The following is a 23,183-nucleotide window of genomic DNA, read 5'->3' on the forward strand; positions in this document are numbered from 1 at the left end:
GAATTTATAGAACTCCTACATTTTTCCTGCAAGAAAACAAGCGGCAATTTTTGCTTCAAACATCACGCGGTTTGATGAATGCTCGCGGCGATTGGAATTGGGGATATTTCGGATGAATGAGAATGCGCCGGTACGCTACAAGGTGGCAGAGGCGGCAAGGCTTGCGGGCGTTTCCGCCTCGACGCTGCGCCTCTGGGAAAGCCAGGGTCTGCTGGTTCCCGGCCGTTCGCAAACCGGTCATCGGCAATACAGCGCCGATGATGTGGCGAGGTTGAAGCGCATCTCCTGGTTTCGTGTCGAGCGGGGGCTCAATCCGGCAGCCATCCGCGAGGCGCTGGAGGGCGAAGAACCTTCCGCCGACGGCGCCGAGACAGGCCAGGGCACCGGCCTCGGCCGCAAGCTGCGTAGCCTGCGCCATGCGAGCGGCAAGACGCTCGATCAGGTGGCCGGCGATATCGGCATCACCGCTTCGACGCTGTCGACGCTGGAGCGCACCTCGCAGGGCGTCAGCTTCAAGACCCTGCACGACCTCGCCGAATATTACGGCACCACCGTCTCCCGCCTCTCCGGCGAGGAAAGCGACGAGGTACCGGCGTTGGTGCGCGCCGCGGAATGGCGTACCTGGCCGGAAACGACGCCTGGCGTTGCGGTGCAGCTGCTTGCCGAAGGCCGCAGGATGATGGACTGTCATCGCTTCGTGCTGGCGCCGGGCGCGGCCAGCGAGGGCGCCTATCGCCACGAGGGCGAGGAATTCATGCATGTCCTTTCCGGCCGGCTCGAACTGGTGCTCGACAGCGATCAGTTCTTCGATCTCGGCCCGGGTGATTCACTTTATTTCGAAAGCCGCCGCTACCATTCCTGGCGCAACCGCCATGACGGCGAAACCGTGCTTCTCTGGATCAACACGCCGCCGACATTCTGACGGCCCGCATCGGCCCGAAAATCGGAATCGATTTTCGGAAAGCACGATGCGGAGATTAAAAGAGGTAGAGCGCCCTTTGTGCGTCCGAGAGGACGCACAAAGGGCGCTCTAGCAGCAGGAAGCGGTTTCGCGCTTTGCGCCTTTGCGCTATAGCGCGAGTGGAGAGTATCCGAACGAAAGACAGTCTCATGGCGGCCACCATACGTTTTCACGAAGGCGATATTTCCGCAGCCGATGCCGCGCGCTACACCGGCGCGATTGCCATCGACACCGAAACGCTCGGCCTGGTGCCGCGCCGGGACCGGCTCTGCGTCGTCCAGCTTTCACCGGGTGACGGCACCGCCGACATCATCCGCATCGCCGCCGGCCAGAAAGAGGCTCCCAATCTGGTCGCCCTTCTCGAAGATCCCACCCATCAGAAGATCTTTCATTACGGCCGCTTCGATATTGCCGTGCTCTTTCACACCTTCGGCGTCACCACCAACCCGGTCTTCTGCACCAAGATCGCCTCGCGTCTGATCCGCACCTATACGGATCGCCACGGGCTGAAGGACAATCTCAAGGAGATGCTCGACGTCGATATCTCCAAGGCGCAGCAGTCCTCCGACTGGGCGGCCGAAACGCTGTCTCCGGCCCAGCTCGAATATGCCGCTTCCGATGTGCTTTATCTGCATGCGCTGCGCGACAAGCTGACGGAACGCCTGCTCCGCGACGGCCGCTTCGACCATGCGACGGCCTGCTTCGCATTCCTGCCGACCCGCGCCAAACTGGACCTGCTCGGCTGGGAAGAGGCCGATATTTTCGCCCATAGCTGAGGAAATCGCCCGCGACTTGCGTGGAACAACGACCGTGGACGGGCTTGTCTGCGGCCGTTAGCGATTCGTTAACGCCTCTTTCCTAAAATTCCCATTAATATTTATGCATTCGATGACGCTCAACTTGCGTCATGCGGACGGGAGGATCTGCTGGGTGCAAGGGGGCCGGATGAGCGCGGTCCTTTTATAGAGCCTGCTTTCATCGTCACTTTACGAAAGGAGCATGCCATGTTGACTCCCGTTCGTGCAGCGTCCAATGCAAGCTTTTCGTCTCAAGGCCAGACTGCGGCGATCGTCGCCAGCGGCCTCGGCCAGTCTGTGATTGCTCCCGCGCCCGTCAACGCCGTCGAGGCCGCTGACCTGAATTCCGCCATTGCCGGCAAGCTCAATATCCTGCTGCTTGCCGCACGCGAGCGCATGGTCGAAGCCCTTCTGGATGCTATCAATTCCGCCGGCGCCGTGATCTCGCTGGATCGCGGCGAGGACGAGACCAATCTTGCCTTCGCCTTCCGGCTTGCCGATGCCATCCAGCGGCTGCCGGCGGCCAGGATCGACGAGGCCGAGCGCCAACTGACGGAGCAAGGCCACAGCCTGCCGCTTCGGATGATCGCCGCAGCCCTGAAGAACCCCGCAGGCCCGGAAGCAGCCCGCATCGTCGCTTATCTGGAAATCGTCCGCTACAAGGATCGCGATCTCGCCGCCCGCGCCGTCGTGCGCTCCTATGGCCAGAATGACGCTTCGCCGATGCGCACTGAAGCCCGGCCGGAGATCCAGCTGCATGAGGACAGCCTGCCTGCCATATTGCGTCAATCAGCAGAAAAGGTAGCGGTATCGGCCGATGCGCCGGCCGAGGCTGCAGAGCTCGCGACCGCCGAGGAAGCGATCATCGCCGAAGCCGTGGAAGCCGCCGATCCGGAAACGCCGCAGACTGAAAACCGGGCTCAGTCGGCTTCGGTAACGGCAAGGGAGGCCGCCCCGGCAAAATCTCCGCCGCAGGAGGTCGACGTCGCGCAAGCCTTGCCGTCCGAAGCCACAGCCGCCGAGGGCGCGGGGGAAACGCTGGAGGCGCCTGCCACCCAGCCTCTCACGACATCGGAAAAGACCGATCCCGTCATTCCCAGGAGCTGGACAGGAATTGTCGCTTCGATGACCGAAGAGGTCTCCGAGATGATCGTCACCATCATCCGCGAGCAGGAGATCGAAACCGTGCCGGAAGACGGCCCCGTCGAAGCGGCCGTGGAGATCGATGCGATCCTCGATGATGCCGTCATCAGCGATGCGGCCGAAACCTTGATCCGCCAGCCGGTGGAATTCGTTGTGCCGGATGCTCGCCAGTCGGCCGCGCCCCGCCCGTCGCAGATGGATGGCGAGATCGTCGCCGCGGCGGCTCGCCAGCCGAAAGAAACCGCCGCGCTACCGCCAATGATGCCGATTTCCGAGGTGGCCGAGGCTGCTTATGTGCCGCTCGCGGCAAGAATGCCGGAGGGGCTCGCCTATACGCAGCTGCCTTATCAGTTTGCCAAGGATGCCCCGTCGAACGAGACGGCGGGCGAAACGAGCCACCAGCATCAGCATCACCATGACGGCGCGCCGCAGGATGAGCACCAGGCCCAGTCCGGCGGCGAGGACGCCGAGCCCGACGCCGAAGCCACAGAAGCTGTGCCGCCGCGCAGGACGCCGAGGATGGTCGATGTCGATCCGACGCCGTATCAGCCAGCCGCGTCAGCCGATCCTGTCTATGCGCTCTATCAGCGGATGGTCGGGTGGGAATAAATTTCCATAGTCCGAAAATGAAGAACCCGCCGGATCGCTCCGGCGGGTTCTTCAATTCAAAGGCGGATGCGAAGCTTATTCGCCGCCGCGGTTCTTCAGGGCTGCGCCCAGGATGTCGCCGAGCGAAGCGCCTGAGTCGGACGAACCGAACTGAGCAACGGCTTCCTTCTCTTCCGCAATCTCCAGAGCCTTGATGGACAGCATGATCTTGCGGTCCTTCTTGGAGAAGTTGGTGACGCGGGCGTCGAACACCTGGCCGACCGAGAAGCGCTCAGGGCGCTGCTCGTCGCGGTCGCGGGCGAGATCGGCGCGACGGATGAAGGAAGTGATGTCCTCGTGGTTGACGAGCTTCACTTCGACGCCGCCGTCGTTGACCGCGATGACTTCGCAGGAAACGACTGCATTCTTGCGCAGGTCGCCGGAAGCGGCAGCATCGCCGACCGCATCCTTGCCGAGCTGCTTGATGCCGAGCGAGATGCGTTCCTTCTCGACATCGACGTCGAGAACGACGGCCTTGACGACGTCACCCTTGTTGAACTCCTCGATGACCTGTTCGCCCGGACGGTTCCAGTCGAGGTCGGAGAGGTGAACCATGCCGTCGACATCGCCGTCGAGGCCGATGAACAGGCCGAATTCGGTCTTGTTCTTGACTTCGCCTTCGACTTCAGTGCCGGCCGGATGGCTGCGGGCGAATGCTGCCCACGGGTTTTCCAGCGTCTGCTTGAGGCCGAGCGAGATACGGCGCTTGGACGGATCGACTTCGAGAACGACGACTTCGACTTCCTGGCTCGTGGACAGGATCTTGCCGGGGTGAACGTTCTTCTTGGTCCAGGACATTTCCGAGATGTGGATCAGGCCTTCGATGCCCGGCTCCAGCTCGACGAACGCACCGTAGTCGGTGATATTCGTGACGGTACCGGAAATCTTCTTGCCTTCCGGATACTTGGCCTGGATGCCATCCCACGGATCGCTCTCGAGCTGCTTCATGCCGAGCGAGATGCGATGGGTTTCCTGGTTGATGCGGATGATCTGAACCTTGACCTGCTGGCCGATGTTCAGGATTTCCGACGGATGGTTCACACGGCGCCATGCCATGTCGGTGACGTGCAGCAGGCCGTCGATGCCGCCGAGGTCGACGAACGCACCGTAATCGGTGATGTTCTTGACGACGCCGTCGACAACCTGGCCTTCTTCCAGGTTCTGAACGATTTCAGAACGCTGCTCGGCACGGGATTCTTCCAGAACCGTACGGCGCGAAACCACGATGTTGCCGCGGCGCTTGTCCATCTTGAGGATTTCGAAGGGCTGCGGGTTGTGCATCAGCGGCGTGACGTCGCGGATCGGGCGGATATCGACCTGCGAACGCGGCAGGAAGGCGATCGCACCGTCGAGATCGACCGTGAAGCCGCCCTTGACCTGGTTGAAGATCACACCTTCGACGCGCTCGCCGGCTTCGAACTTGGCTTCGAGCTTGACCCAGCTCTCTTCGCGGCGAGCCTTCTCGCGCGACAGAACGGCTTCGCCGAGCGCGTTTTCGATACGCTCGACGTAAACTTCGACTTCATCGCCAACCTTGAGCTGGCCATCCTTGGCGCGGGCGCCGAATTCCTTGAGCGCGATGCGGCCTTCGACCTTCAGGCCGACGTCGACAACGGCAACATCCTTTTCGATGCCGGTGACGATACCCTTGGTAACATAGCCTTCGGCCAGATCGTTCTTGGCAAAGGACTCTTCCAGAAGGGCCGCGAAATCCTCGCGAGAGGGAGTAGCTACTGACATAAAATCTCCTGCGTGTCCTGGATAGGGAAGCGGACACGTATGCGCCGGTTGGTTTGCGTTGAACGGGCCTGAACCCAGTCCGCCCTCTTTCACGAAGGCAATCCGGCGCTTGGACGGAATTTCAGGCTGCTGTATTAAAAAAAGCGATCCATGCTCGAAGCATGCAAAATCGCTTGAATTTAGGCATTTCGGCTCAAGACCGCATCGATGATCGATTGTGCAGCTTGAAACGCGGCTTCTATACTCATTTCCGACGTATCAAGCAAGTGCGCATCATCAGCTGGTTTCAAAGGGCTGTCGGCCCGTCCCATGTCGCGTTCGTCGCGCCGCTTGACGTCTTCGAAAATCGCATCGAAATCCGCCGTGGCTCCCCTGCCGAGGATCTCGTCGTAACGGCGTCTTGCGCGGACCTCCGGCGCCGCCGTCACATAGAGTTTGACCGGTGCATCCGGGCAGACAACGGTGCCGATATCGCGTCCATCGAGCACGGTTCCCGGCGCCTTCGTCGCAAATCGCCGCTGCGCCTCGACCAGCGCCCGGCGCACCCCCGGCATGACGGCAATCTTCGAGGCGGCTTCGCCGATCTCATGTCTGGAAAGTATATCGCGATCCAACCCGGCGAGTTCAACCTCTCGCGCAATCTTTTCCGCCACCGCCTCGTCGTTAAGCGGCAGGCCGGCGTCGAGCAGCGCCTTGGCCGTTGCGCGGTAAGTCAGGCCGGTGTCGAGATGATGGAAGCCGTATTGCTCCGCGATGCGGCGCGAAAGCGTGCCCTTGCCGGCCGCAGCCGGGCCATCGATGGCGATGGTGAATGTCTTGGTGGTCATGCGATCATCCTGGAGCTGCGGGCCCAAAGGCTTCCCCGCGAAGCCGTGCATGGCGTAATCCTTTGTAAAGGCGCAGCATTTCCTTCGCAAGGCCGTCCCTTCCGGCGACCGCCTTCGCTCGGTTCTGCGGCTGCCGCGGCTCGTTAGCACAAACCCGCCGGCCGGTCATCCGCCGGCGCCGGAAATACCCGACGCTCTGATCATAAAGTTTGGCTTTGACATGGGAAGCCACAGCGATTAAGGGGACCGGCTTATAAATTCCGATAGAACGCCGGCTTGAACGGCATCTGCCGAATCTTGCATTCGGCCATTCTCACGAGGCTTATAGTGGCGAAAGCGGAACTTGGAACCAAGCGTACCGATCCGGAAACCGGCAAGAAGTTTTATGATCTGAACCGGGATCCGATCGTTTCTCCTTATACCGGTAAGTCCTACCCCCTGTCCTTCTTCGAAGAAACCTCGGCAATCGCCGATGTTGCCGAGGAAGACGAGGTTGCGGAAGTCGATACCGAAAACACCGAAGTCGAACTGGTTTCGCTTGAGGATGCCGATGACGCCGCTTCCGGCGACGACATCCCCGATATGGGCGATGACGATGTCGAAATCGAAGGCGATGACGACGACGATACCTTCCTGACGCCCGACGAAGACGACGACGATGACGACATGAGCGACATCATCGGCGTGACCGGCGACGAAGACGAAGTCTGACGACCCACATTTCGGCCCGGTGAGGAAAAAATTCTCCGGGCCGGATTTTTTAGGCTTGCTATCTCCGAAAACCGGAAGTAATAAGCCGCCACTCCGAAGGGCGCACGCCTTGAGGAGCATCCCAGGACCGGCCCTCAGCCGGGACTACCTTGATGGGGCTATAGCTCAGCTGGGAGAGCGCTTGCATGGCATGCAAGAGGTCAGCGGTTCGATCCCGCTTAGCTCCACCACGCTTCGCCCTTACGGGCTTCGCGTGGCGCAGCCGCAAGAAACCGTTAGGCCGAAGCAGTGCCCGGCATAGCCCGAAGGGCGACGACGGGCTGAAACGCTGATGTGGTATGTCTATATTCTCCGCAGCGTCGATTTTCCCGATCAGGAATACACCGGCTCGACCGCAGATCTGAAACAGCGGTTTGCGGCTCATAATGCCGGCAAATCCACCCACACTGCCAAATTCGCACCATGGGACTTGCTCTGGTATTGCGCTTTCCCCGACAAGCACAAAGCCCTGGAATTCGAAACATATTTGAAATCGCATTCCGGCAGGGCTTTTGCCAGCAAGAGATTGGTCCAGCCGAAACTGGATCCTGGTTCTCCCGCCAGCCGGCAGATTGATTCGGAATAAGCGCCGGTGCGTAGGAAGCCGAACAGCTGGATCGCGGCCGAAAATGCCTTGCCATTCAAGTCCTGCCCCATCCCTTTCCGATCGTCTTTGCCAATTCCTCAATGAAGCGGATGTATCCTTGCTGCCGCAATTCCAGTGATTCGGCTCCAGGACCCGCAACTCATGACCAGAGCAAGACGCCGTCGTCTCATCCGCACCCGGCGAACCCTGACCGGGGTCGTGCTTGTCGGCGCGATCGCGTTTCTGGCCGGCATGACCGATGCGACCGGGCTGCTACTGACCGGCGATTTCGTTTCCTTCATGACCGGCAACACGACGCGGGCGGCACTCGCCCTCAGCGATGGCAATCTGTATCACGCGGCGGTGCTGATCTCCGCCATCCTGGTTTTCGTGCTCGGCAATGCGGCCGGCATCGTCATCGCCCATATCTCTCAGCGTCGCATATTCGTGGTGCTTGGCTGCGTCGGTCTCGTCCTGGCGCTCGCCTCGATGATGACGGTGCAGGACATGCTGCTCGCCCGCTTCTATATGATCGTTTTTTCCATGGGCATGGTGAATGCCGCCGTCGAGCATATCGAAGGCCTGCCGATCGGGCTGACTTATGTCACCGGCGCCTTGTCGCGCTTCGGCCGCGGCATCGGCCGCTGGATCATCGGCGATCGGCATATGGAATGGACCATCCAGATCGTGCCCTGGGGCGGCATGCTGCTCGGTGCCATCGCCGGCGCCGTGCTGACGCGGTTGACCGGTACGCATGCGCTGTGGCTGGTCTCGCTCTTCGCCATGCTGGTTGCGCTTGCCGCGATGTTTATCCCGCGGCCGCTCCAGCGGCGCTTCAACCAGAAGATCGCGCAGCGTGGGTCCGCCGTCTCGCGGGCGAAATAGAACCGTCGCATTCCTGTCATCGTCGAATCGGATAGGAAGGACCGCCGCTTATCCTCAAGGAGTAGGTCTTGTTCCTGATTTCGAAGCTTGTCTGGATTTTCGCTCAGCCGCTGTCGCTGGCATTCTTCCTGGTCTTCCTTGCCCTCATTGCCGGCCTTCTGCGCTGGCGCATCTTGAGCGTTCTTGGCGTAGCCGGTGCGGCACTCATCCTCTTCGTCACGCTCTACACCACCGCCGGCAATTTGCTGATGCAGGGTCTCGAGCAGCGCTTCGCAAAACCTGCCGCCGATCCGGAGAACCTGCAATGCATGATCGTGCTCGGCGGTGCCTTCGAAAACGAGGTGAACACGGCGCGCCATGGCATCGAATTCAACGCTGCGGCCGACCGTTTCGTCGAAGCCCTGCGTCTCGCGCAGAAATTTCCGCAGTCGCGCATTCTGGTCTCGGGCGGCGACGGCTCGATCTCCGGCATCTATGAAGGCGATGCGGCGGCCTCCGAACGCTTCTTCCCGCTCTTTGGCGTCGGCAAGAATCGCCTGATCGAGGAGACGCAGTCGCGCACGACCTTCGAAAATGCCGTCAACACCAAGGAATTCCTGGCAAGCCAGGGGCTTGCCAATTGCCTGCTGATCACCTCGGGTTTCCACATGCCGCGCTCCGTCGGCATCTTCCGCAAGCTCGGCATCGATATCGTGCCCTGGCCGACCGATTATCGCACCGATGGTCAGGTGATGCCGGGCTTGGATTTCACCCAGCCGAACCTCAATGCGCAGAACATGGCGACGGCAATCCGCGAATGGTACGGACTGGTCGGCTATTATCTCGCCGGCCGGACGTCGGAACTGTATCCGAGCTGAAACCTATTTCTTCGAAATTGTGACGAATTTCGTGCCGCGCACGCGCGCGGTCACGATGCAGGGATCACCTTCGGTGCGGTCGCAGAAACGCGGATGCATCTTCATCGCCAGCACCATGTTGCCGAAGCGCTGGACGAAGTCGTAGCCGTAGATCTGCGCCGTCGCGATCATGAAATAACCGCCTTCGGCCACCTGCAGATAGAAATTATAGGTGCAGCCGTCGTCATTGCATTGCGGCCCCTTCTGCCCGTCGCAGGTCAGCAGGCCCTCGTTGACCACCGCATCGATCAGCCCGTCATTGTTGATGTCCTGCCGGGTGACGAAGCCGTCGGCGAATTCGGCCGCCTTGCACTGCTCCTGGAAATGTTTCTTCTCGTAGATCTCCGGGTCGGAGATCAGCGATTGCTGGCCGAAGGCGACAGCCGGCATGATCAGCAGCAGGACGATATTCAGAACGGCGAGCACCAGCGTTTTCACGGCTTTCCTCTTTTGGATAAAGGCTCTTTGGCCTTGCTTTATCGCCGTACCGCCTTGCGCCGCCCTTGCCGCCGTGTTTTTTGGTGAAATATTCGGCGGTTCCGGGGTCCGCATGTCTCTGCTCGTCTATCTCGATTATGCCGGCATTGCGCTGTTTGCCGCGACAGGCGCGCTCGCTGCCTCGCGCAAGCAGTTGGACCTGATCGGTTTTCTGTTTTTCGCCATGGTGACGGGAACGGGCGGCGGCACCGTGCGCGATATCGTGCTCGGCCGCGTGCCGGTCTTCTGGGTGCTGAACCCCGCCTACATCCTCGTCTGCTGCATCGTGGGCGTCGTCGTTTTCTTCACCGCCCACCTGCTGGAATCGCGCTATCGCCTGCTGATCTGGCTGGATGCGATCGGCCTTGCTGCCTATTGCGTGCTCGGTGCCGCCAAGGGGCTCGCCGCCACCGGCTCACCAACCATCGCGATCGTCACCGGTACGCTGACGGCGACCTTTGGCGGCATTCTGCGCGATCTGATGGCAAACGAGCCCTCGGTGCTGTTGCGGCCGGAAATCTACGTGACCGCCGCCCTGATCGGCGCCGGCGTGTTCACGCTCGCCAATGGGCTCGGAATGCCGCTCTATCTGGCGTCTGCCTGTGGCGTCGTGGCGGCCTTTGCGGTGCGCGGCGGCGCTCTGTGGTTCGGCTGGACCTTCCCGACTTACAGGCACAAGCCCGGCCGGCATCCCGACGATGTCATGTGAGCCGTGTCGTCAGCCCTGCTTCGCCCGCAGGCGGATCACCACGTCGACATGGGCGATCTCCATGCCTTCAGGCGGTTCGGGCAGATTGGCGATCGTCAGATTGCTGACGGGAATGTCGAGCACCTCGTTTTCGCCTTCGACGAAGAAATGGTGATGGTCGGAAACATTGGTGTCGAAATAGGTCTTGGCACTCTCGACGGCGAGAACGCGGATGAGGCCGGCTTCGGTGAACTGATGCAGCGTGTTATAGACGGTTGCCAGTGACACCGGCACGCCGGCGGCAACCGCCTCCTCATGCAATTCCTCGACCGTCAAATGCCGGTCGCCCTTGGCAAACAGGAGGTCGCCGAGCGCGACACGCTGGCGGGTGGGGCGCAGGCCCGCGCCGCGCAGCCTGACCTCTATGGCGATCGGGAGTGCACCCGTCATCAAGACCAACTCCGGTTATTCCTGCATAAAGCAATCATGTTTCTTCAAGCGGTATAACTTTTGCACCGCAGCCTTTCAATAGTTCAATGGGGACAAGAGCCTGATAAACGCGGCAAAAACGGGCTTTTGGCGTAAATAGGTCTGGTCGCGGCCCTGGCCTTCCTGTATTCGACCACCAAATAATGGCGTAAGCCTGGTCCGGGACGATGAATGAAGCTGCCTTGCTCGTGCTTCATTTTCTGAAGAACTTGGACTACACGTTGACATCCATCGGCTTCACGCGGGGGGAAAAAGAAACTTTATGACGACCAGACAGTCCAGCTTCTCGTACGACGAACTCATCGCCTGCGCACATGGCGAGCTGTTCGGACCCGGCAATGCGCAGCTTCCCCTGCCGCCGATGCTGATGGTTCACCGCATCACCGATATTTCCGAAACCGGCGGGACCTTCGACAAGGGTTACCTCAGGGCCGAATACGACGTCCGTCGCGACGACTGGTATTTTCCCTGCCATTTCGAAGGCAATCCGATCATGCCGGGCTGCCTCGGCCTTGACGGCATGTGGCAGCTGACCGGCTTCTTCCTCGGCTGGCTCGGCGAGGAAGGCCGCGGCATGGCGCTGTCGACAGGCGAAGTGAAATTCAAGGGCATGGTCAAGCCGCATACGAAGCTGATCGAATATGGCATCGACTTCAAGCGTGTCATGCGCGGCCGCCTGGTCCTCGGCACGGCCGACGGCTGGCTGAAGGCCGATGGCGAGACCATATACCAGGCGGCCGACCTTCGCGTCGGTCTCTCGAAAGACAAGACGGCCTGAAACCGCATCTCAAGCGGTTCACGAAACAAAAAGGTTTGATCAGATGAGACGGGTAGTTGTCACGGGTCTGGGTGTTGTGTCCTCGATCGGGAACGACGCCGCCGAAGTCACCGAATCCTTGCGGCAGGCAAAGTCGGGTATTTCCTTCTCCAACGATTTCGCCGAGCACGGCTTCAAGTGCCAGGTTTGGGGCAGCCCCAAGCTCGGCGCGGCGGAGTTGGCCGAACTGGTCGATCGTCGGGCCATGCGCTTCCTGTCGCAGGGCGGCGCCTGGAACCATGTGGCCATGAAGCAGGCACTCGCCGATTCCGGCCTGGACGAGAAGGACTATGCCCAGAACGAGCGCACAGGCATCATCATGGGCTCCGGCGGCCCGTCCACCCGCACGCTGATCGAGGCGGCCGACATCACCGTCAAGAACAACAGCCCCAAGCGCATCGGCCCCTTTGCCGTGCCGAAGGCGATGTCCTCGACCGCATCGGCCACGCTTGCCACCTGGTTCAAGATCCACGGCGTCAATTATTCGATCTCATCGGCCTGCTCGACCTCGGCCCATTGCATCGGCAACGCCGCCGAGATGATCCAGTGGGGCAAGCAGGACGTGATGTTTGCCGGCGGCCATGAAGATCTCGACTGGACGATGTCCAACCTCTTCGACGCCATGGGCGCCATGTCCTCCAAGTACAACGACACGCCGGACAGCGCTTCGCGCGCCTATGACGTCAACCGCGACGGTTTCGTCATCGCCGGCGGCGCCGGCGTGCTGGTGCTCGAGGAGCTGGAGCGCGCCAAGGCCCGCGGCGCCAAGATCTATGCCGAAATCGTCGGCTACGGCGCAACGTCTGATGGTTACGACATGGTCGCCCCCTCGGGCGAGGGCGCCATCCGCTGCATGCGCCAGGCGCTCGCCACCGTCAAAGGCGACGTCGATTACGTCAACACCCACGGCACCTCGACGCCGGTCGGCGACAGCAAGGAAATCGGCGCCATCCGCGAGGTGTTCGGCTCCAAGATCCCGCATATCCAATCGACCAAGTCGCTGACCGGCCATTCGCTCGGCGCGGCCGGCGTGCAGGAATCGATCTATTCCCTGCTGATGATGCAGCAAGGCTTCATCGGCGAAAGCGCCCATATCAACGAGCTCGATCCCGAATTCGAAGGCGTGCCGATCGTGCGCAAGCGTATCGACGATGCGAAGATCGATATCGCCCTCTCCAACTCCTTCGGCTTCGGCGGGACGAACGCCACGCTCGTCTTCCAGCGCTATAACGGATAATAAAATGACTGGAATCATGCAGGGTAAGCGCGGCCTCATCATGGGTGTCGCCAACAACCACTCGATCGCCTGGGGAATTTCAAAAGCTCTTGCCGCACAGGGGGCGGATCTCGCCTTCACCTATCAGGGCGATGCGCTCGGCAAGCGCGTCAAGCCGCTTGCTGCCGAAGTCGGGTCGGATTTCGTGATGCCCTGCGACGTCGAGGACGTCGCCTCGGTCGATGCCTTGGTCGATGCGATCGAGCAGCGCTGGGGCAAGCTGGATTTCATCGTCCACGCCATCGGTTTCTCCGACAAGAACGAGCTGAAAGGTCTCTACGCCGATACGACGCGTGAGAATTTCAGCCGCACCATGGTCATCTCCTGTTTCTCCTTCACCGAGATCGCCAAGCGCTGCGCGCCGTTGATGGAAGACGGCGGTGCGATGCTGACGCTGACCTATAATGGTTCGACGCGCGTCATCCCGAATTACAACGTCATGGGCGTCGCCAAGGCTGCGCTCGAGGCTTCGGTGCGTTATCTCGCCGCCGACTACGGTCCGCGCGGCATTCGCGTCAACGCCATCTCGGCCGGCCCGATCCGCACGCTCGCCGGCGCCGGCATCTCGGACGCGCGCGCCATCCTCTCCTGGAACCAGCGTAATGCGCCGCTGCGCAAGACCGTGACTATCGATCAGGTTGGCAACTCCGCCCTTTACCTGCTCTCCGACCTTTCCGCCGGCGTCACCGGCGAAATCCACTTCGTCGACGCCGGCTTCAACGTCACCTCCATGCCGACACTGGACACGCTGCGCAGAGCGGACGTGGAATAAACGCTGTTCCCACCAAACAAAAGGCCGTGCGCAGATGATGCGCACGGCCTTTTGTTTTGATCGATGAGAGAGAACGCTTCGAGCTGAACCTTATTTCTTCGCCCAGAGCACCTTGAAGCGGGCGTTGCGGCAGGTTTCGCCGCTTTCCCTGAAATTAGCGGCCAGAACCGGCTCGTAGGGCAGGCCGCGATTGGCGACCAGCATCAGGCGGCCGCCGCCACGAAGCGCGGATGCGGCTGTCTTGATCATCGCCTGGCCGAGCGCCGGCTCGGCGGCGTGTCCTTCGTGGAACGGAGGGTTCATGATGACGAGATCGTATTTGTCCTTGACCGGCTCGCCCGCCAGATCGTGCCAGAAGAAGCGCGCCGGCGCGTTCGGGCAGTTTTCCGCCAGATTATCCCTTGCTGCCTCCAGAGCCGCGTGATCGGCCTCGTAGAGGTCGAGGCGGGTCAGTCCGCGCGACTTCTGGGCCAGCTCGACGGAGAGATAACCCCATCCGGCGCCGAAATCGGCAACGTCGCCGGTAAAATCCTGCGGCAGGCGCGAGGCGAGCAGTTCCGATCCGGCATCGATCCGATCATGCGAGAACATGCCGGCGGTGGCATTGAATCGGCCGTCGACGCGCACCGGCGCCTTGGCCAGCTTGGAGACGATGTCGCCGGCATCGGCCGGCCGGCCGAACCAGAAGGCGACACCGTGATATTTCGGCATATGGTCGATCGCGAGACCGAAACCTTCGAGCCGCTTGCGCAGCGGCTGGACGCCGTCTTCCTTGGCGCCGGCGACGACGATCAGGCCGCCGACCTGCGTTCGGGCGATTGCCGCGGCGAGATTGGCCTCGTTCTCGCCCTTGTGCTTGGTGCAGAGCACCAGGGCGACATCATAGTCCTCGCCGTCGATTTCCGGCTTTGCTTCGATCCGCTGCGCCAGCAGCTGCCGATAGAGCGGCCTGAAGCCCTGGACAGCGCTGAGCGAGGCGGCAAAACCTTCAGGCAGCGCAAAGCCCGCCTCGGCGCCGAGGAAGAGCACGCGCTCGCCCTCGCCGGGCGCCTCGACTGTGCCGCTGGCAAAGGGATGGAACAGGGTCTTCAGCGTCTCACGGCTCATGGGTCTCGTCTCGTTAAAGCATGTCGCGCAAAAATATGCAGCGGTTTTGCGACCACGACATGCGCAAAACCAGGATACAAAAAGGGCGCGGAAGATTCCCGCGCCCGGAATTAAATCAGGGAGACGCGGCTTATTCGGCCGCTTCTTCCTTCTTCTTCTCGTTCGGGATCTCCTGGCCGGTGGCCTGGTCGACGACCTTCATCGACAGGCGAACCTTGCCGCGTTCGTCGAAGCCGAGCAGCTTGACCCAGACCTTGTCGCCTTCCTTGACGACGTCCTGGGTCTTGGCAACACGCTCGGAAGCAAGCTGCGAGATGTGGACGAGACCGTCGCGGGCGCCGAAGAAGTTGACGAAGGCGCCGAAATCGGCGGTCTTGACAACGGTGCCTTCGTAGATCTGGCCGATTTCAGGCTCGGCGACGATCGAGTGGATCCACTTGCGGGCCGCTTCGATTTCCTTGCCGGAAGAGGAGGCGATCTTGACGGTGCCGTCGTCCTCGATGTTGATCTTCGCGCCGGTCTTTTCGACGATTTCGCGAATGACCTTGCCGCCGGAGCCGATGACTTCACGGATCTTGTCGACCGGGATGTTCATGACTTCGATGCGCGGAGCGAATTCGCCGAGCTGGCCACGGCTTTCGGTAATGGCCTTGGACATTTCGCCGAGAATGTGAGCGCGACCGCCCTGGGCCTGGCCGAGCGCGACCTTCATGATCTCCTCGGTGATGCCGGCGATCTTGATGTCCATCTGCAGCGAGGTGATGCCGTCGGCGGTGCCTGCAACCTTGAAGTCCATGTCGCCGAGATGGTCTTCGTCACCGAGAATGTCGGAGAGGACGGCGAAGCGATCGCCTTCCAGGATCAGACCCATGGCGATACCCGCGACCGGCTTTGCCAGCGGAACGCCGGCGTCCATCAGAGCGAGCGAGGTGCCGCAGACGGTTGCCATCGAGGACGAGCCGTTCGACTCGGTGATCTCGGAGACGACGCGCAGCGTGTAGGGGAACTGCTCTACCGTCGGCAGCATCGGACGGATCGCCCGCCATGCGAGCTTGCCGTGGCCGATTTCGCGACGGCCCGGGGAGCCCATGCGGCCAGTTTCGCCAACCGAGTAGGGAGGGAAGTTGTAATGGAGCAGGAAGCGCTCCTTGTACATGCCCGTCAGGCTGTCGACATACTGCTCGTCTTCGCCGGTGCCGAGCGTGGCAACGACGATCGCCTGGGTTTCACCGCGGGTGAACAGCGCCGAACCATGGGTGCGCGGCAGAAGGCCGACTTCCGAAACGATCGGACGGACGGTTTCGAGGTCGCGGCCGTCAATGCGGCTCTTGGTGTCGAGGATGTTCCAGCGAACGATCTTCGCCTGCAAGTGCTTGAAGACAGCGCCGATGACTTCGGCAGTGTACTTCGGTTCGACGCCTTCAGGGAAGAAGTGAGCCTTGACCTTTGCCTTGACGGCGTCGACGGCTGCGTAGCGATCGGCCTTCTGGGTGATCTTGTAGCCTTCGCGCAGTTCAGCTTCGAAATGCTTCAACATTTCCGCTTCGAGCTCGGAGTAATCCTCCGGCTGGAAATCGCGGGGCTCCTTGGCAGCCACTTCGGCGAGCTTGATGATCGCGTCGAGAACCGGCTGGAAACCCTTGTGCCCGAACATGACGGCGCCGAGCATGACTTCTTCGTTGAGTTCCTTGGCTTCCGATTCAACCATCAGCACGGCGTCGTAGGTGCCGGCGACGACGAGGTCGAGGCTCGATTCGTCCATCTCGTCGAGATGCGGGTTGAGAACATATTCGCCGTTGATGTAGCCGACGCGCGCACCGCCGACCGGGCCCATGAAGGGAACGCCGGAGAGCGTCAGTGCTGCCGAGGTGGCAACCATCGACAGGATATCGGGATTGTTTTCAAGGTCGTGCTGGATGACGGTAACGACGACCTGGGTGTCGTTCTTGTAGCCTTCCGGGAAGAGCGGGCGGATCGGGCGGTCGATCAGGCGGGAAACGAGGGTCTCGTTCTCGCTCGGACGTCCTTCGCGCTTGAAATAGCCGCCGGGAATCTTGCCGGCTGCGTAGGTCTTTTCCTGGTAGTTGACGGTGAGCGGAAAGAAGTCCTGGCCGGGCTTCGGCGCCTTGGCCGAAACGACGGTGGCGAGAACGACGGTTTCGCCGTAGGTGGCGAGAACGGCGCCGTCGGCCTGGCGGGCGATCTTGCCGGTTTCGAGCTTCAGCGGGCGGCCGGCCCACTCGATTTCGACTGTGTGTGTATCAAACATGACTTGTCCTTCAGTGCGGGAGCACGCGCCATCGCCGATATCAAGGCGCAGCGCACAGTCGACCGCAAACAATGTGACGCATCACGGGCAAGACAACGAGAGGCTTTTATCTCAGTTTCCTCCAGGGAACCCAGTTCCCGGGAAACTGGGCCAAAGCCTCAAGAAGCCTTGGCCGAAAGCATCCGGCAATCCTGCCCCATGACAGGTCAACGGTTGGTTTGGCAGAACCGGCCCATCCGGGTCCGCCGATCTTTCCACCGCTTGGAGAATAGGGCGCGGCTGGAATATTTCATCGGGAACCGTGTCCCGAAACAGGATCCGGCGGGCGCTCGGAAAGCGCCCGCCGGACAATCTTAGCGGCGGATACCCAGGCTGGAGATCAGCTTGGAATAACGGCCTTCATCCTTCTTCTTGAGATAATCAAGAAGCGAGCGGCGGCTCGAAACCATCGTCAACAGGCCACGGCGGGAATGGTTATCCTTCTTGTGGTCCTTGAAGTGTTCGGTCAGGTTGTTGATGCGTTCGGTCAGGATCGCGACCTGGACTTCCGGAGAACCGGTATCGCCTTCAACGGTTGCGTATTCCTTGATCAGCGCAGACTTGCGCTCAGCAGTGATCGACATCGGGTGATCCTTTCTAAGAGAGGAAATAAGGGTCGCCAAAAGCCGGGATGCCGTCCAGCTTTGGCCGTGAATGCAAACGGGCGTACCCGATGCTGGCGCTGCCTATAAACCAATTATGGATCGATGGAAAGAGGGGTCGTCCCTGGCGGCGTCAACGGCCCGCCATGGCGCCCCGGATCATCCCGTCGTAGGCTGCAGGATCCTGCAACATGGCGAAATGGCTGACATCTTTCAGGATGACGAGTTTGGCGCCCGGGATCTGCTTTGCCATCATTTCCGTATGGTCGAGCTTTACGGCTTCATCATGATCGCCGATGGCAAGCGTGATCGGCACCGAGATCTTGGCAAGATCGGCGGCCGTCCAGGCCGGCTGTGTCGCCCACATCGCGGAGACCTGCTTGACGAAGGTCTCGTATTCGTTCGGCGTCGGCGATAGTTTGCGGTACTGCTCGCCGGCGACGTTGATATAGTCGTTGAAGGTCTTGTTGTTCATGACGTCCTCTTTGACGCCGTCTGTTGTGACGTTGGCTGCCTGGGCAATGACGCGGGTCAGTTTTTCCGGATGTTTCATCGCCATGTCGATGCCGATGATGCCGCCGTCCGACCATCCGACAAGCGTCACCTTGTCGATCTTCAGATAGTCGAGAAGTGCGACATAATCTGATGTCATCAGGTCATAGCCGAAGGGCTGCTGGCTGCGCGTCGAACGTCCATGGCCGCGGCTGTCGGCAACGATGACCAGGTGGTCTTTGGCGAAATCGGCGGCCTGATGACCCCAGACGTCGGCATTGCCAAGCCCGCCGTGGATGAAGAGGATCGGTTCGCCTTCCCCATATTCGGCGTAATACATCTTGATGTCGTTGACATCGGCCATGCCGCTTGTCTTCGCCGCCGGCATCGGAGGAAAGGCCGGAAGCTCGCCCCAGCGCTCGGCGGATTGAGCGCCGGCAACGGTCAGCAACAGTGAAAAGAACGTCAGGATTCCGATAGCGGTTACGCGCATATTCTTCCCCTCGGGCGGCAATCGCCCGAAAGAAAGATATCGCATCGTTACCGTCTGACAATCGTCAGCTGTACAGACTTAGCCAAAAACCCGCTTCGGGCGAAACTCGCCCTGGCCGATCTCACCGATCGCAATCAGCCGGCCGCGAGCCGTCGCATAGGCTTCGCTTTCGGCGACCGGTGCATCGCGGCCGCGCACGAGGATCGGATTGCCCATCTTCAGCCGGTGCGCCTGGTCGTCATTGATGACGAGATGGGGCAGGGCCGATAGCGCCTCGCAGGTGTCGATCAGCAGCGCGTCGAGGGCTGCAAGCCGCTCGTCCATATCTTCGATCGCCTCCAGCGCCACGAGATTGGCAAGCGGCACCATGGCCTCTTCCGAAAAGGGCGCGACAAACGTGCGCCGCAGCCCGGACACATGGCCGTAGCAGCCGAGCTCCCGGCCGAAATCGCGCGCGAGCGCCCTGACATAGGTGCCCTTGCCGCATTCCACTTCGAAATGCGCGGTATCGGCATCCGGGCAGGCCAGCAATGTCAGCCGGAAGATTTCGACTTCGCGAGAGGGGATTTCGACAACTTCGCCTTCGCGCGCCAGGTCATAGGCGCGTTCACCCGATATCTTGATCGCCGAAAACTGCGGCGGCACCTGGCTGATGGTGCCGATATATCCAGGCAGGATATCGCGGATCTGCTGTTCGCTGGGGCGCTTGTCCGAGCTTTCGGTCACCTCGCCCTCGAGATCGTCGGTCGCCCGTTCTTCGCCCCAGCTGACGGTGAATTCATAGATCTTGCGGCCGTCCATCACATAGGGGACGGTCTTCGTCGCATCGCCTAGCGCGATCGGCAGCATGCCGGAGGCGAGCGGATCGAGCGTTCCGGCATGACCGGCCTTCTGCGCCTTATAGAGCCACTTGATCTTGGAAACGGCTTCCGTCGAGCCGAAATCCACCGGCTTGTCGAGGATCAGCCAGCCGGAAATCGGCCGGCCCTTGGGTTTGCGTGGTTTGGACATGCGTCTCTTCTGGTTATTGTTCGTCATTATCGCCGTCGAGGTCGCGGCTCACCTCGGGCGAACGCAGCAGCTCGTCGATTTTCTTGTAGTTGTCGAAGCTGGTATCGTCGCGGAAGCGCACCTCCGGCATATATTTCATCTGCCGAAGCTGCTGCCCGAGCCTGCCGCGGATAAACCGCGCATGACGGTTCAAAGCCTCGATGACGACGCTGTGGTCGGAAACGCCGAGCGGCGTCACGTAAGCCGTGGCGATCTTGAGGTCGGGCGACATGCGTACTTCCGAGATCGAAATCACGGTCGCTTCGATGACGTCGTCGCGCACTTCGCCGCGCTGCAGGACCTGGGTGAGAGCGGCGCGAACCTGTTCGCCAACGCGCAGCATGCGCTGCGAAGGCGCGGAAGAAGTTGCTCTGGTCATTGTTATCTCTATTTGCCGATGCGGCTGGGAATCGAACCCGTCAAAGGAGTGCGTCCATGACTCTTTTGGCCGAAAAGGTCAAGTCGGCAGATACCCAAAAGCCATCCGCCGGCTGGCGAATGGCTTTTGGAATGTCTTGCTCAGGCGCAGCAGATCAGAGCGTGCGCGTGATATGTTCGACGCGGAAGCACTCGATGACGTCGCCGGCGCGCATATCCTCGTAGTTTTCGAAGGCCATGCCGCATTCCTGGCCCATCGGCACTTCGGAGACTTCGTCCTTGAAGCGCTTGAGGGTCTTGAGCTTGCCTTCGTGAACGACGACATCGTTGCGGATGAGGCGGACGCCCGCACCACGTTCGACCTTGCCTTCGACGACACGGCAGCCTGCGACCTTGCCGACCTTGGTGATGTTGAACACCTCGAGGATTTCGGCATTGCCGATGAAGGTTTCGCGCCGTTCCGGAGACAACAGACCCGACATCGCTGCCTTCACGTCATCCACCAGGTCGTAGATGATGTTGTAGTAGCGGATTTCGATGCCTTCGCGCTCGGCGAACTGGCGTGCCTGCGTATTGGCACGAACGTTGAAGCCGATGATGGCGGCGTTCGACGCTTCGGCGAGCGAGATATCCGACTCGGTGATGCCGCCGGCGCCCGAATGGACGATGCGGGCGCGGACTTCGTCGGTGCCGAGCTTCTCGAGGGCGCCGGCGATCGCTTCGATCGAGCCCTGCACGTCACCCTTGATGACCAGCGGGAACTCCTTGATGCCGGCGCTCTGGCGCTGCATCATCATCTGTTCCAGCGAACCGCGCTGTCCCGACTGGCGGGCAGCCGCCTTGTCGCGGGCAAGACGCTGGCGATATTCCGAGATTTCGCGGGCGCGGCTTTCGCTTTCGACGACGGCGAATTTGTCACCCGCCTGCGGCGTGCCGGAAAGGCCGAGAACCTCAACCGGGGTTGCCGGACCTGCTTCCTTCACATGGTCGCCCTTGTCGGTGACGAGGGCGCGCACGCGGCCCCAGACGTCGCCGGCAACGATGATCTGGCCCGGACGCAGCGTGCCCTTCTGGACGAGCACGGTCGCGACCGAACCGCGGCCACGATCGAGCTGGGCTTCGATGACCGTGCCTTCGGCCGTCCGGTTCGGATTGGCCTTGAGGTCGAGAATTTCCGCCTGCAGCAGGATTGCCTCGAGCAGCTTGTCGAGGTTCTTGCCGGTTTTGGCCGAAACCTCGACGTCGAGCACTTCACCGCCCATGGATTCCACGAAGACTTCGTGCTGCAGCAGCTGGTTGCGGACCTTTTGCGGATCCGCTTCGTGCTTGTCGACCTTGTTGATCGCAACGATGATCGGAACACCGGCCGCCTTGGCGTGGTTGATCGATTCGATCGTCTGCGGCATCACGCTGTCGTCGGCTGCGACGACCAGGATGGCGATATCGGTTGCCTGCGCACCGCGGGCACGCATGGCCGTGAAGGCGGCGTGGCCGGGCGTATCGATGAAGGTGATCTTCTGGCCGCTCTGCTCCACCTGATAGGCGCCGATATGCTGGGTGATGCCACCGGCTTCGCCGGAGACCACGTTGGCATGGCGGATGGCGTCGAGCAGCGAGGTCTTGCCGTGGTCGACATGGCCCATGATGGTGACGACAGGCGGACGCGAAACCAGTTCGCCATCCTCGTCGGACACGTTGAAGATGCCGAGTTCGACGTCGGATTCCGACACGCGTCTGACCGTATGGCCGAATTCGCCGGCGATGAGTTCGGCGAGGTCGGCGTCGATGACGTCGCCCGGCTTCATCATCTGGCCTTCTTTCATCAGGTACTTGATGACGTCGACGGCGCGTTCGGACATGCGCTGCGACAGTTCCTGAATGGTGATGGTCTCGGGCAGAACCACTTCACGGGAGATCTTCTCGCGGGTTTCCTGCATCTGGCCGCGGCGGAACTTCTCCTGCCGGCGGCGCATCGCCGAGAGCGAACGGCCGCGAGCATTGTCCTCGCCGTCGACATTGGCAGTGGAGATCGTCAGCTTGCCGCGACGGCGTTCTTCATCGGTCTTCGGACGGGTGGTGACCGGCTTTGCCGGTTCCGGGCGAACGACACGGCCACGGACCGGAGCGCCGCGTGCTGCGCCGCCACGATCATCTTCTTCCTTTTCGTCGCGACGGCCGCGAACGGCGCCGGGGGCAGCAGCGCCCGCTGCCGGACGGGCGGCAGCCGGTGCTCCGGCTGCATCGGGCCGGCGCGCAGCAGGTGCCGACGAAGCGGGTTGCTGCGGCCGCGGGGCGTCGGAGCGTGCTTCGGCCGGAGCCGGGGCTGCGGCTACTGGTTCGGCAACAGCGACGGGTGCCTCAGCCTGCCGGATAGCCTCTTCGGCGGCCCTGCGGGCAGCTTCTTCGGCTTCGGCTGCCTTACGGACAATCTCTTCGGCGGCACGGCGCTTTTCATCCTCGGCCCTGCGGATCGCATCCTGGGCGTCACGCGCCTGGGCGTCGGCCAACGCGCGGCGGCGGGCGTCCATTTCCTCAGGCGACAGATGGTTCAGCACCACCGGACGCGGACGATCGTTCTGGCGCGGCGCCTGATGGGACTGCTGCGGACGCTGGTTCATCTGGCCGTTATTGCTCTGCTGAACCCGCGGTGCCGGCGTCGGCTGTTGCGGGCGTGCCTGCACGGGTGCGGGCGCCGGTTCGGCTGCACGGACGGGGGCCACCGGAGCGGCTGGCGTGATCGGCTTTTCGTCTTCCGGGCGCATCGGGCGCCGCTTACGGGTCTCGACGACGACCGCCTTGGTGCGACCTCGACCCATATCCTGGCGAACGGTGCCCTGGCTCATCCCCGATGGTTTCAGGGTAAGCGTCTTTTTGCCCGTCACGCTGATTGTCTTGTCGTCGTTACTATCGGTCATTCGTTCCCGTTCCTTCGGACAGGGAGCGATGACTAGATCAGACCCTGTCGTTCAATACTTGTCGATCAATGAGGATGCGACCGGCC

22 protein-coding genes and 1 tRNA gene are annotated in these 23,183 nt (G+C 61.4%); 12 read left to right on the forward strand and 11 right to left on the reverse strand.

Translation table 11 applies throughout. The features are described from left to right. Nucleotides 1-112 precede the first annotated feature (112 nt). The 3 genes from RLEG4DRAFT_RS33080 (at nucleotide 113) to RLEG4DRAFT_RS33090 (ending at nucleotide 3,510) form a co-directional block, all read left to right on the forward strand. Nucleotides 113-922 carry a MerR family transcriptional regulator gene (locus RLEG4DRAFT_RS33080; protein WP_003583380.1) on the forward strand — a complete coding sequence of 270 codons (810 nt, stop codon included), beginning with the start codon at nucleotides 113-115 and terminating at the stop codon, nucleotides 920-922. 188 nt (nucleotides 923-1,110) lie between these two features. After that, a complete protein-coding gene (locus tag RLEG4DRAFT_RS33085; RefSeq protein ID WP_003583381.1) occupies nucleotides 1,111-1,737 on the forward strand; it encodes a ribonuclease D in 627 nt (208 codons plus the stop codon). 228 nt (nucleotides 1,738-1,965) lie between these two features. Next, nucleotides 1,966-3,510, forward strand: coding sequence for a hypothetical protein (locus tag RLEG4DRAFT_RS33090; RefSeq protein ID WP_003583382.1), 1,545 nt, complete (start codon nucleotides 1,966-1,968; stop codon nucleotides 3,508-3,510). A 75-nt stretch (nucleotides 3,511-3,585) separates the two neighbouring features. Here RLEG4DRAFT_RS33090 and rpsA read toward each other — a convergent pair whose 3' ends face one another. Both rpsA and cmk read right to left on the reverse strand, forming a co-directional pair. After that, nucleotides 3,586-5,289 (reverse strand): 30S ribosomal protein S1, encoded by a 1,704-nt coding sequence (gene rpsA, locus RLEG4DRAFT_RS33095; RefSeq protein WP_003571265.1) that lies wholly within the window; start codon nucleotides 5,287-5,289, stop codon nucleotides 3,586-3,588. Nucleotides 5,290-5,468: 179 nt separating this feature from the next. Continuing rightward, nucleotides 5,469-6,116: a (d)CMP kinase gene (gene cmk / locus RLEG4DRAFT_RS33100; RefSeq protein ID WP_037094976.1), complete on the reverse strand. Its 648-nt coding sequence runs from the start codon at nucleotides 6,114-6,116 to the stop codon at nucleotides 5,469-5,471. Between the two features lie 327 nt (nucleotides 6,117-6,443). Here cmk and RLEG4DRAFT_RS33105 point away from each other — a divergent pair, with 327 nt between their 5' ends. The 5 genes from RLEG4DRAFT_RS33105 (at nucleotide 6,444) to RLEG4DRAFT_RS33125 (ending at nucleotide 9,194) form a co-directional block, all read left to right on the forward strand. Then, nucleotides 6,444-6,827, forward strand: a complete 384-nt coding sequence (locus RLEG4DRAFT_RS33105; protein WP_003583384.1) for a TIGR02300 family protein — start codon at nucleotides 6,444-6,446, stop codon at nucleotides 6,825-6,827. A 154-nt stretch (nucleotides 6,828-6,981) separates the two neighbouring features. Then, nucleotides 6,982-7,057: transfer RNA gene (locus RLEG4DRAFT_RS33110), tRNA-Ala, on the forward strand. 101 nt (nucleotides 7,058-7,158) lie between these two features. Then, a complete protein-coding gene (locus RLEG4DRAFT_RS33115; protein WP_003583385.1) occupies nucleotides 7,159-7,452 on the forward strand; it encodes a GIY-YIG nuclease family protein in 294 nt (97 codons plus the stop codon). Between the two features lie 162 nt (nucleotides 7,453-7,614). Beyond that, nucleotides 7,615-8,337, forward strand: coding sequence for a YoaK family protein (locus tag RLEG4DRAFT_RS33120; RefSeq protein WP_003583386.1), 723 nt, complete (start codon nucleotides 7,615-7,617; stop codon nucleotides 8,335-8,337). A 68-nt stretch (nucleotides 8,338-8,405) separates the two neighbouring features. After that, a complete protein-coding gene (locus RLEG4DRAFT_RS33125; protein WP_003583387.1) occupies nucleotides 8,406-9,194 on the forward strand; it encodes a YdcF family protein in 789 nt (262 codons plus the stop codon). A gap of 3 nt (nucleotides 9,195-9,197) precedes the next feature. Here RLEG4DRAFT_RS33125 and RLEG4DRAFT_RS33130 read toward each other — a convergent pair whose 3' ends face one another. Next, nucleotides 9,198-9,671: a hypothetical protein gene (locus tag RLEG4DRAFT_RS33130; protein WP_003583388.1), complete on the reverse strand. Its 474-nt coding sequence runs from the start codon at nucleotides 9,669-9,671 to the stop codon at nucleotides 9,198-9,200. Between the two features lie 112 nt (nucleotides 9,672-9,783). Here RLEG4DRAFT_RS33130 and RLEG4DRAFT_RS33135 point away from each other — a divergent pair, with 112 nt between their 5' ends. Then, nucleotides 9,784-10,419: a trimeric intracellular cation channel family protein gene (locus RLEG4DRAFT_RS33135; RefSeq protein ID WP_003583389.1), complete on the forward strand. Its 636-nt coding sequence runs from the start codon at nucleotides 9,784-9,786 to the stop codon at nucleotides 10,417-10,419. A 9-nt stretch (nucleotides 10,420-10,428) separates the two neighbouring features. Here RLEG4DRAFT_RS33135 and irrA read toward each other — a convergent pair whose 3' ends face one another. Next, entirely contained in the window at nucleotides 10,429-10,848 is a 420-nt protein-coding gene (irrA, locus tag RLEG4DRAFT_RS33140; protein WP_003555773.1) for an iron response transcriptional regulator IrrA, read from the reverse strand. 301 nt (nucleotides 10,849-11,149) lie between these two features. On the opposite strand from irrA, the gene fabA reads away from it, so the two are divergent. From fabA to fabI, 3 genes are read left to right on the forward strand one after another with little or no spacing between them, the layout of a single operon-like run. After that, entirely contained in the window at nucleotides 11,150-11,665 is a 516-nt protein-coding gene (gene fabA / locus RLEG4DRAFT_RS33145; RefSeq protein ID WP_003583390.1) for a 3-hydroxyacyl-[acyl-carrier-protein] dehydratase FabA, read from the forward strand. A 43-nt stretch (nucleotides 11,666-11,708) separates the two neighbouring features. Further along, nucleotides 11,709-12,941, forward strand: coding sequence for a beta-ketoacyl-ACP synthase I (fabB, locus tag RLEG4DRAFT_RS33150; RefSeq protein WP_003583392.1), 1,233 nt, complete (start codon nucleotides 11,709-11,711; stop codon nucleotides 12,939-12,941). A gap of 4 nt (nucleotides 12,942-12,945) precedes the next feature. After that, nucleotides 12,946-13,752 carry an enoyl-ACP reductase FabI gene (gene fabI, locus RLEG4DRAFT_RS33155; RefSeq protein ID WP_003583393.1) on the forward strand — a complete coding sequence of 269 codons (807 nt, stop codon included), beginning with the start codon at nucleotides 12,946-12,948 and terminating at the stop codon, nucleotides 13,750-13,752. A gap of 90 nt (nucleotides 13,753-13,842) precedes the next feature. On the opposite strand, the gene RLEG4DRAFT_RS33160 is transcribed toward fabI, so the two are convergent. The 7 genes from RLEG4DRAFT_RS33160 to infB all read right to left on the reverse strand — a co-directional run bounded on the left by RLEG4DRAFT_RS33160 (nucleotide 13,843) and on the right by infB (nucleotide 23,097). Continuing rightward, nucleotides 13,843-14,859 carry a class I SAM-dependent methyltransferase gene (locus RLEG4DRAFT_RS33160; RefSeq protein ID WP_003583394.1) on the reverse strand — a complete coding sequence of 339 codons (1,017 nt, stop codon included), beginning with the start codon at nucleotides 14,857-14,859 and terminating at the stop codon, nucleotides 13,843-13,845. Between the two features lie 130 nt (nucleotides 14,860-14,989). Beyond that, complete coding sequence (gene pnp / locus RLEG4DRAFT_RS33165) at nucleotides 14,990-17,128, reverse strand: polyribonucleotide nucleotidyltransferase (RefSeq protein ID WP_003583396.1); 2,139 nt, start codon at nucleotides 17,126-17,128, stop codon at nucleotides 14,990-14,992. A gap of 353 nt (nucleotides 17,129-17,481) precedes the next feature. After that, the gene (gene rpsO / locus RLEG4DRAFT_RS33170) at nucleotides 17,482-17,751 is read right to left on the reverse strand and encodes a 30S ribosomal protein S15 (RefSeq protein WP_003571238.1); all 270 of its coding nucleotides are present in this window, start codon (nucleotides 17,749-17,751) and stop codon (nucleotides 17,482-17,484) included. Nucleotides 17,752-17,902: 151 nt separating this feature from the next. Further along, a complete protein-coding gene (locus tag RLEG4DRAFT_RS33175) occupies nucleotides 17,903-18,754 on the reverse strand; it encodes an alpha/beta fold hydrolase (RefSeq protein WP_003583397.1) in 852 nt (283 codons plus the stop codon). 78 nt (nucleotides 18,755-18,832) lie between these two features. After that, a complete protein-coding gene (truB, locus tag RLEG4DRAFT_RS33180; protein ID WP_003583398.1) occupies nucleotides 18,833-19,765 on the reverse strand; it encodes a tRNA pseudouridine(55) synthase TruB in 933 nt (310 codons plus the stop codon). A gap of 13 nt (nucleotides 19,766-19,778) precedes the next feature. After that, nucleotides 19,779-20,183, reverse strand: a complete 405-nt coding sequence (rbfA, locus tag RLEG4DRAFT_RS33185) for a 30S ribosome-binding factor RbfA (protein WP_003583399.1) — start codon at nucleotides 20,181-20,183, stop codon at nucleotides 19,779-19,781. 154 nt (nucleotides 20,184-20,337) lie between these two features. Next, the gene (gene infB / locus RLEG4DRAFT_RS33190; protein ID WP_003583400.1) at nucleotides 20,338-23,097 is read right to left on the reverse strand and encodes a translation initiation factor IF-2; all 2,760 of its coding nucleotides are present in this window, start codon (nucleotides 23,095-23,097) and stop codon (nucleotides 20,338-20,340) included. Nucleotides 23,098-23,183: the final 86 nt, after the last annotated feature.

The organism is Rhizobium leguminosarum bv. trifolii WSM2297 (assembly GCF_000271845.1).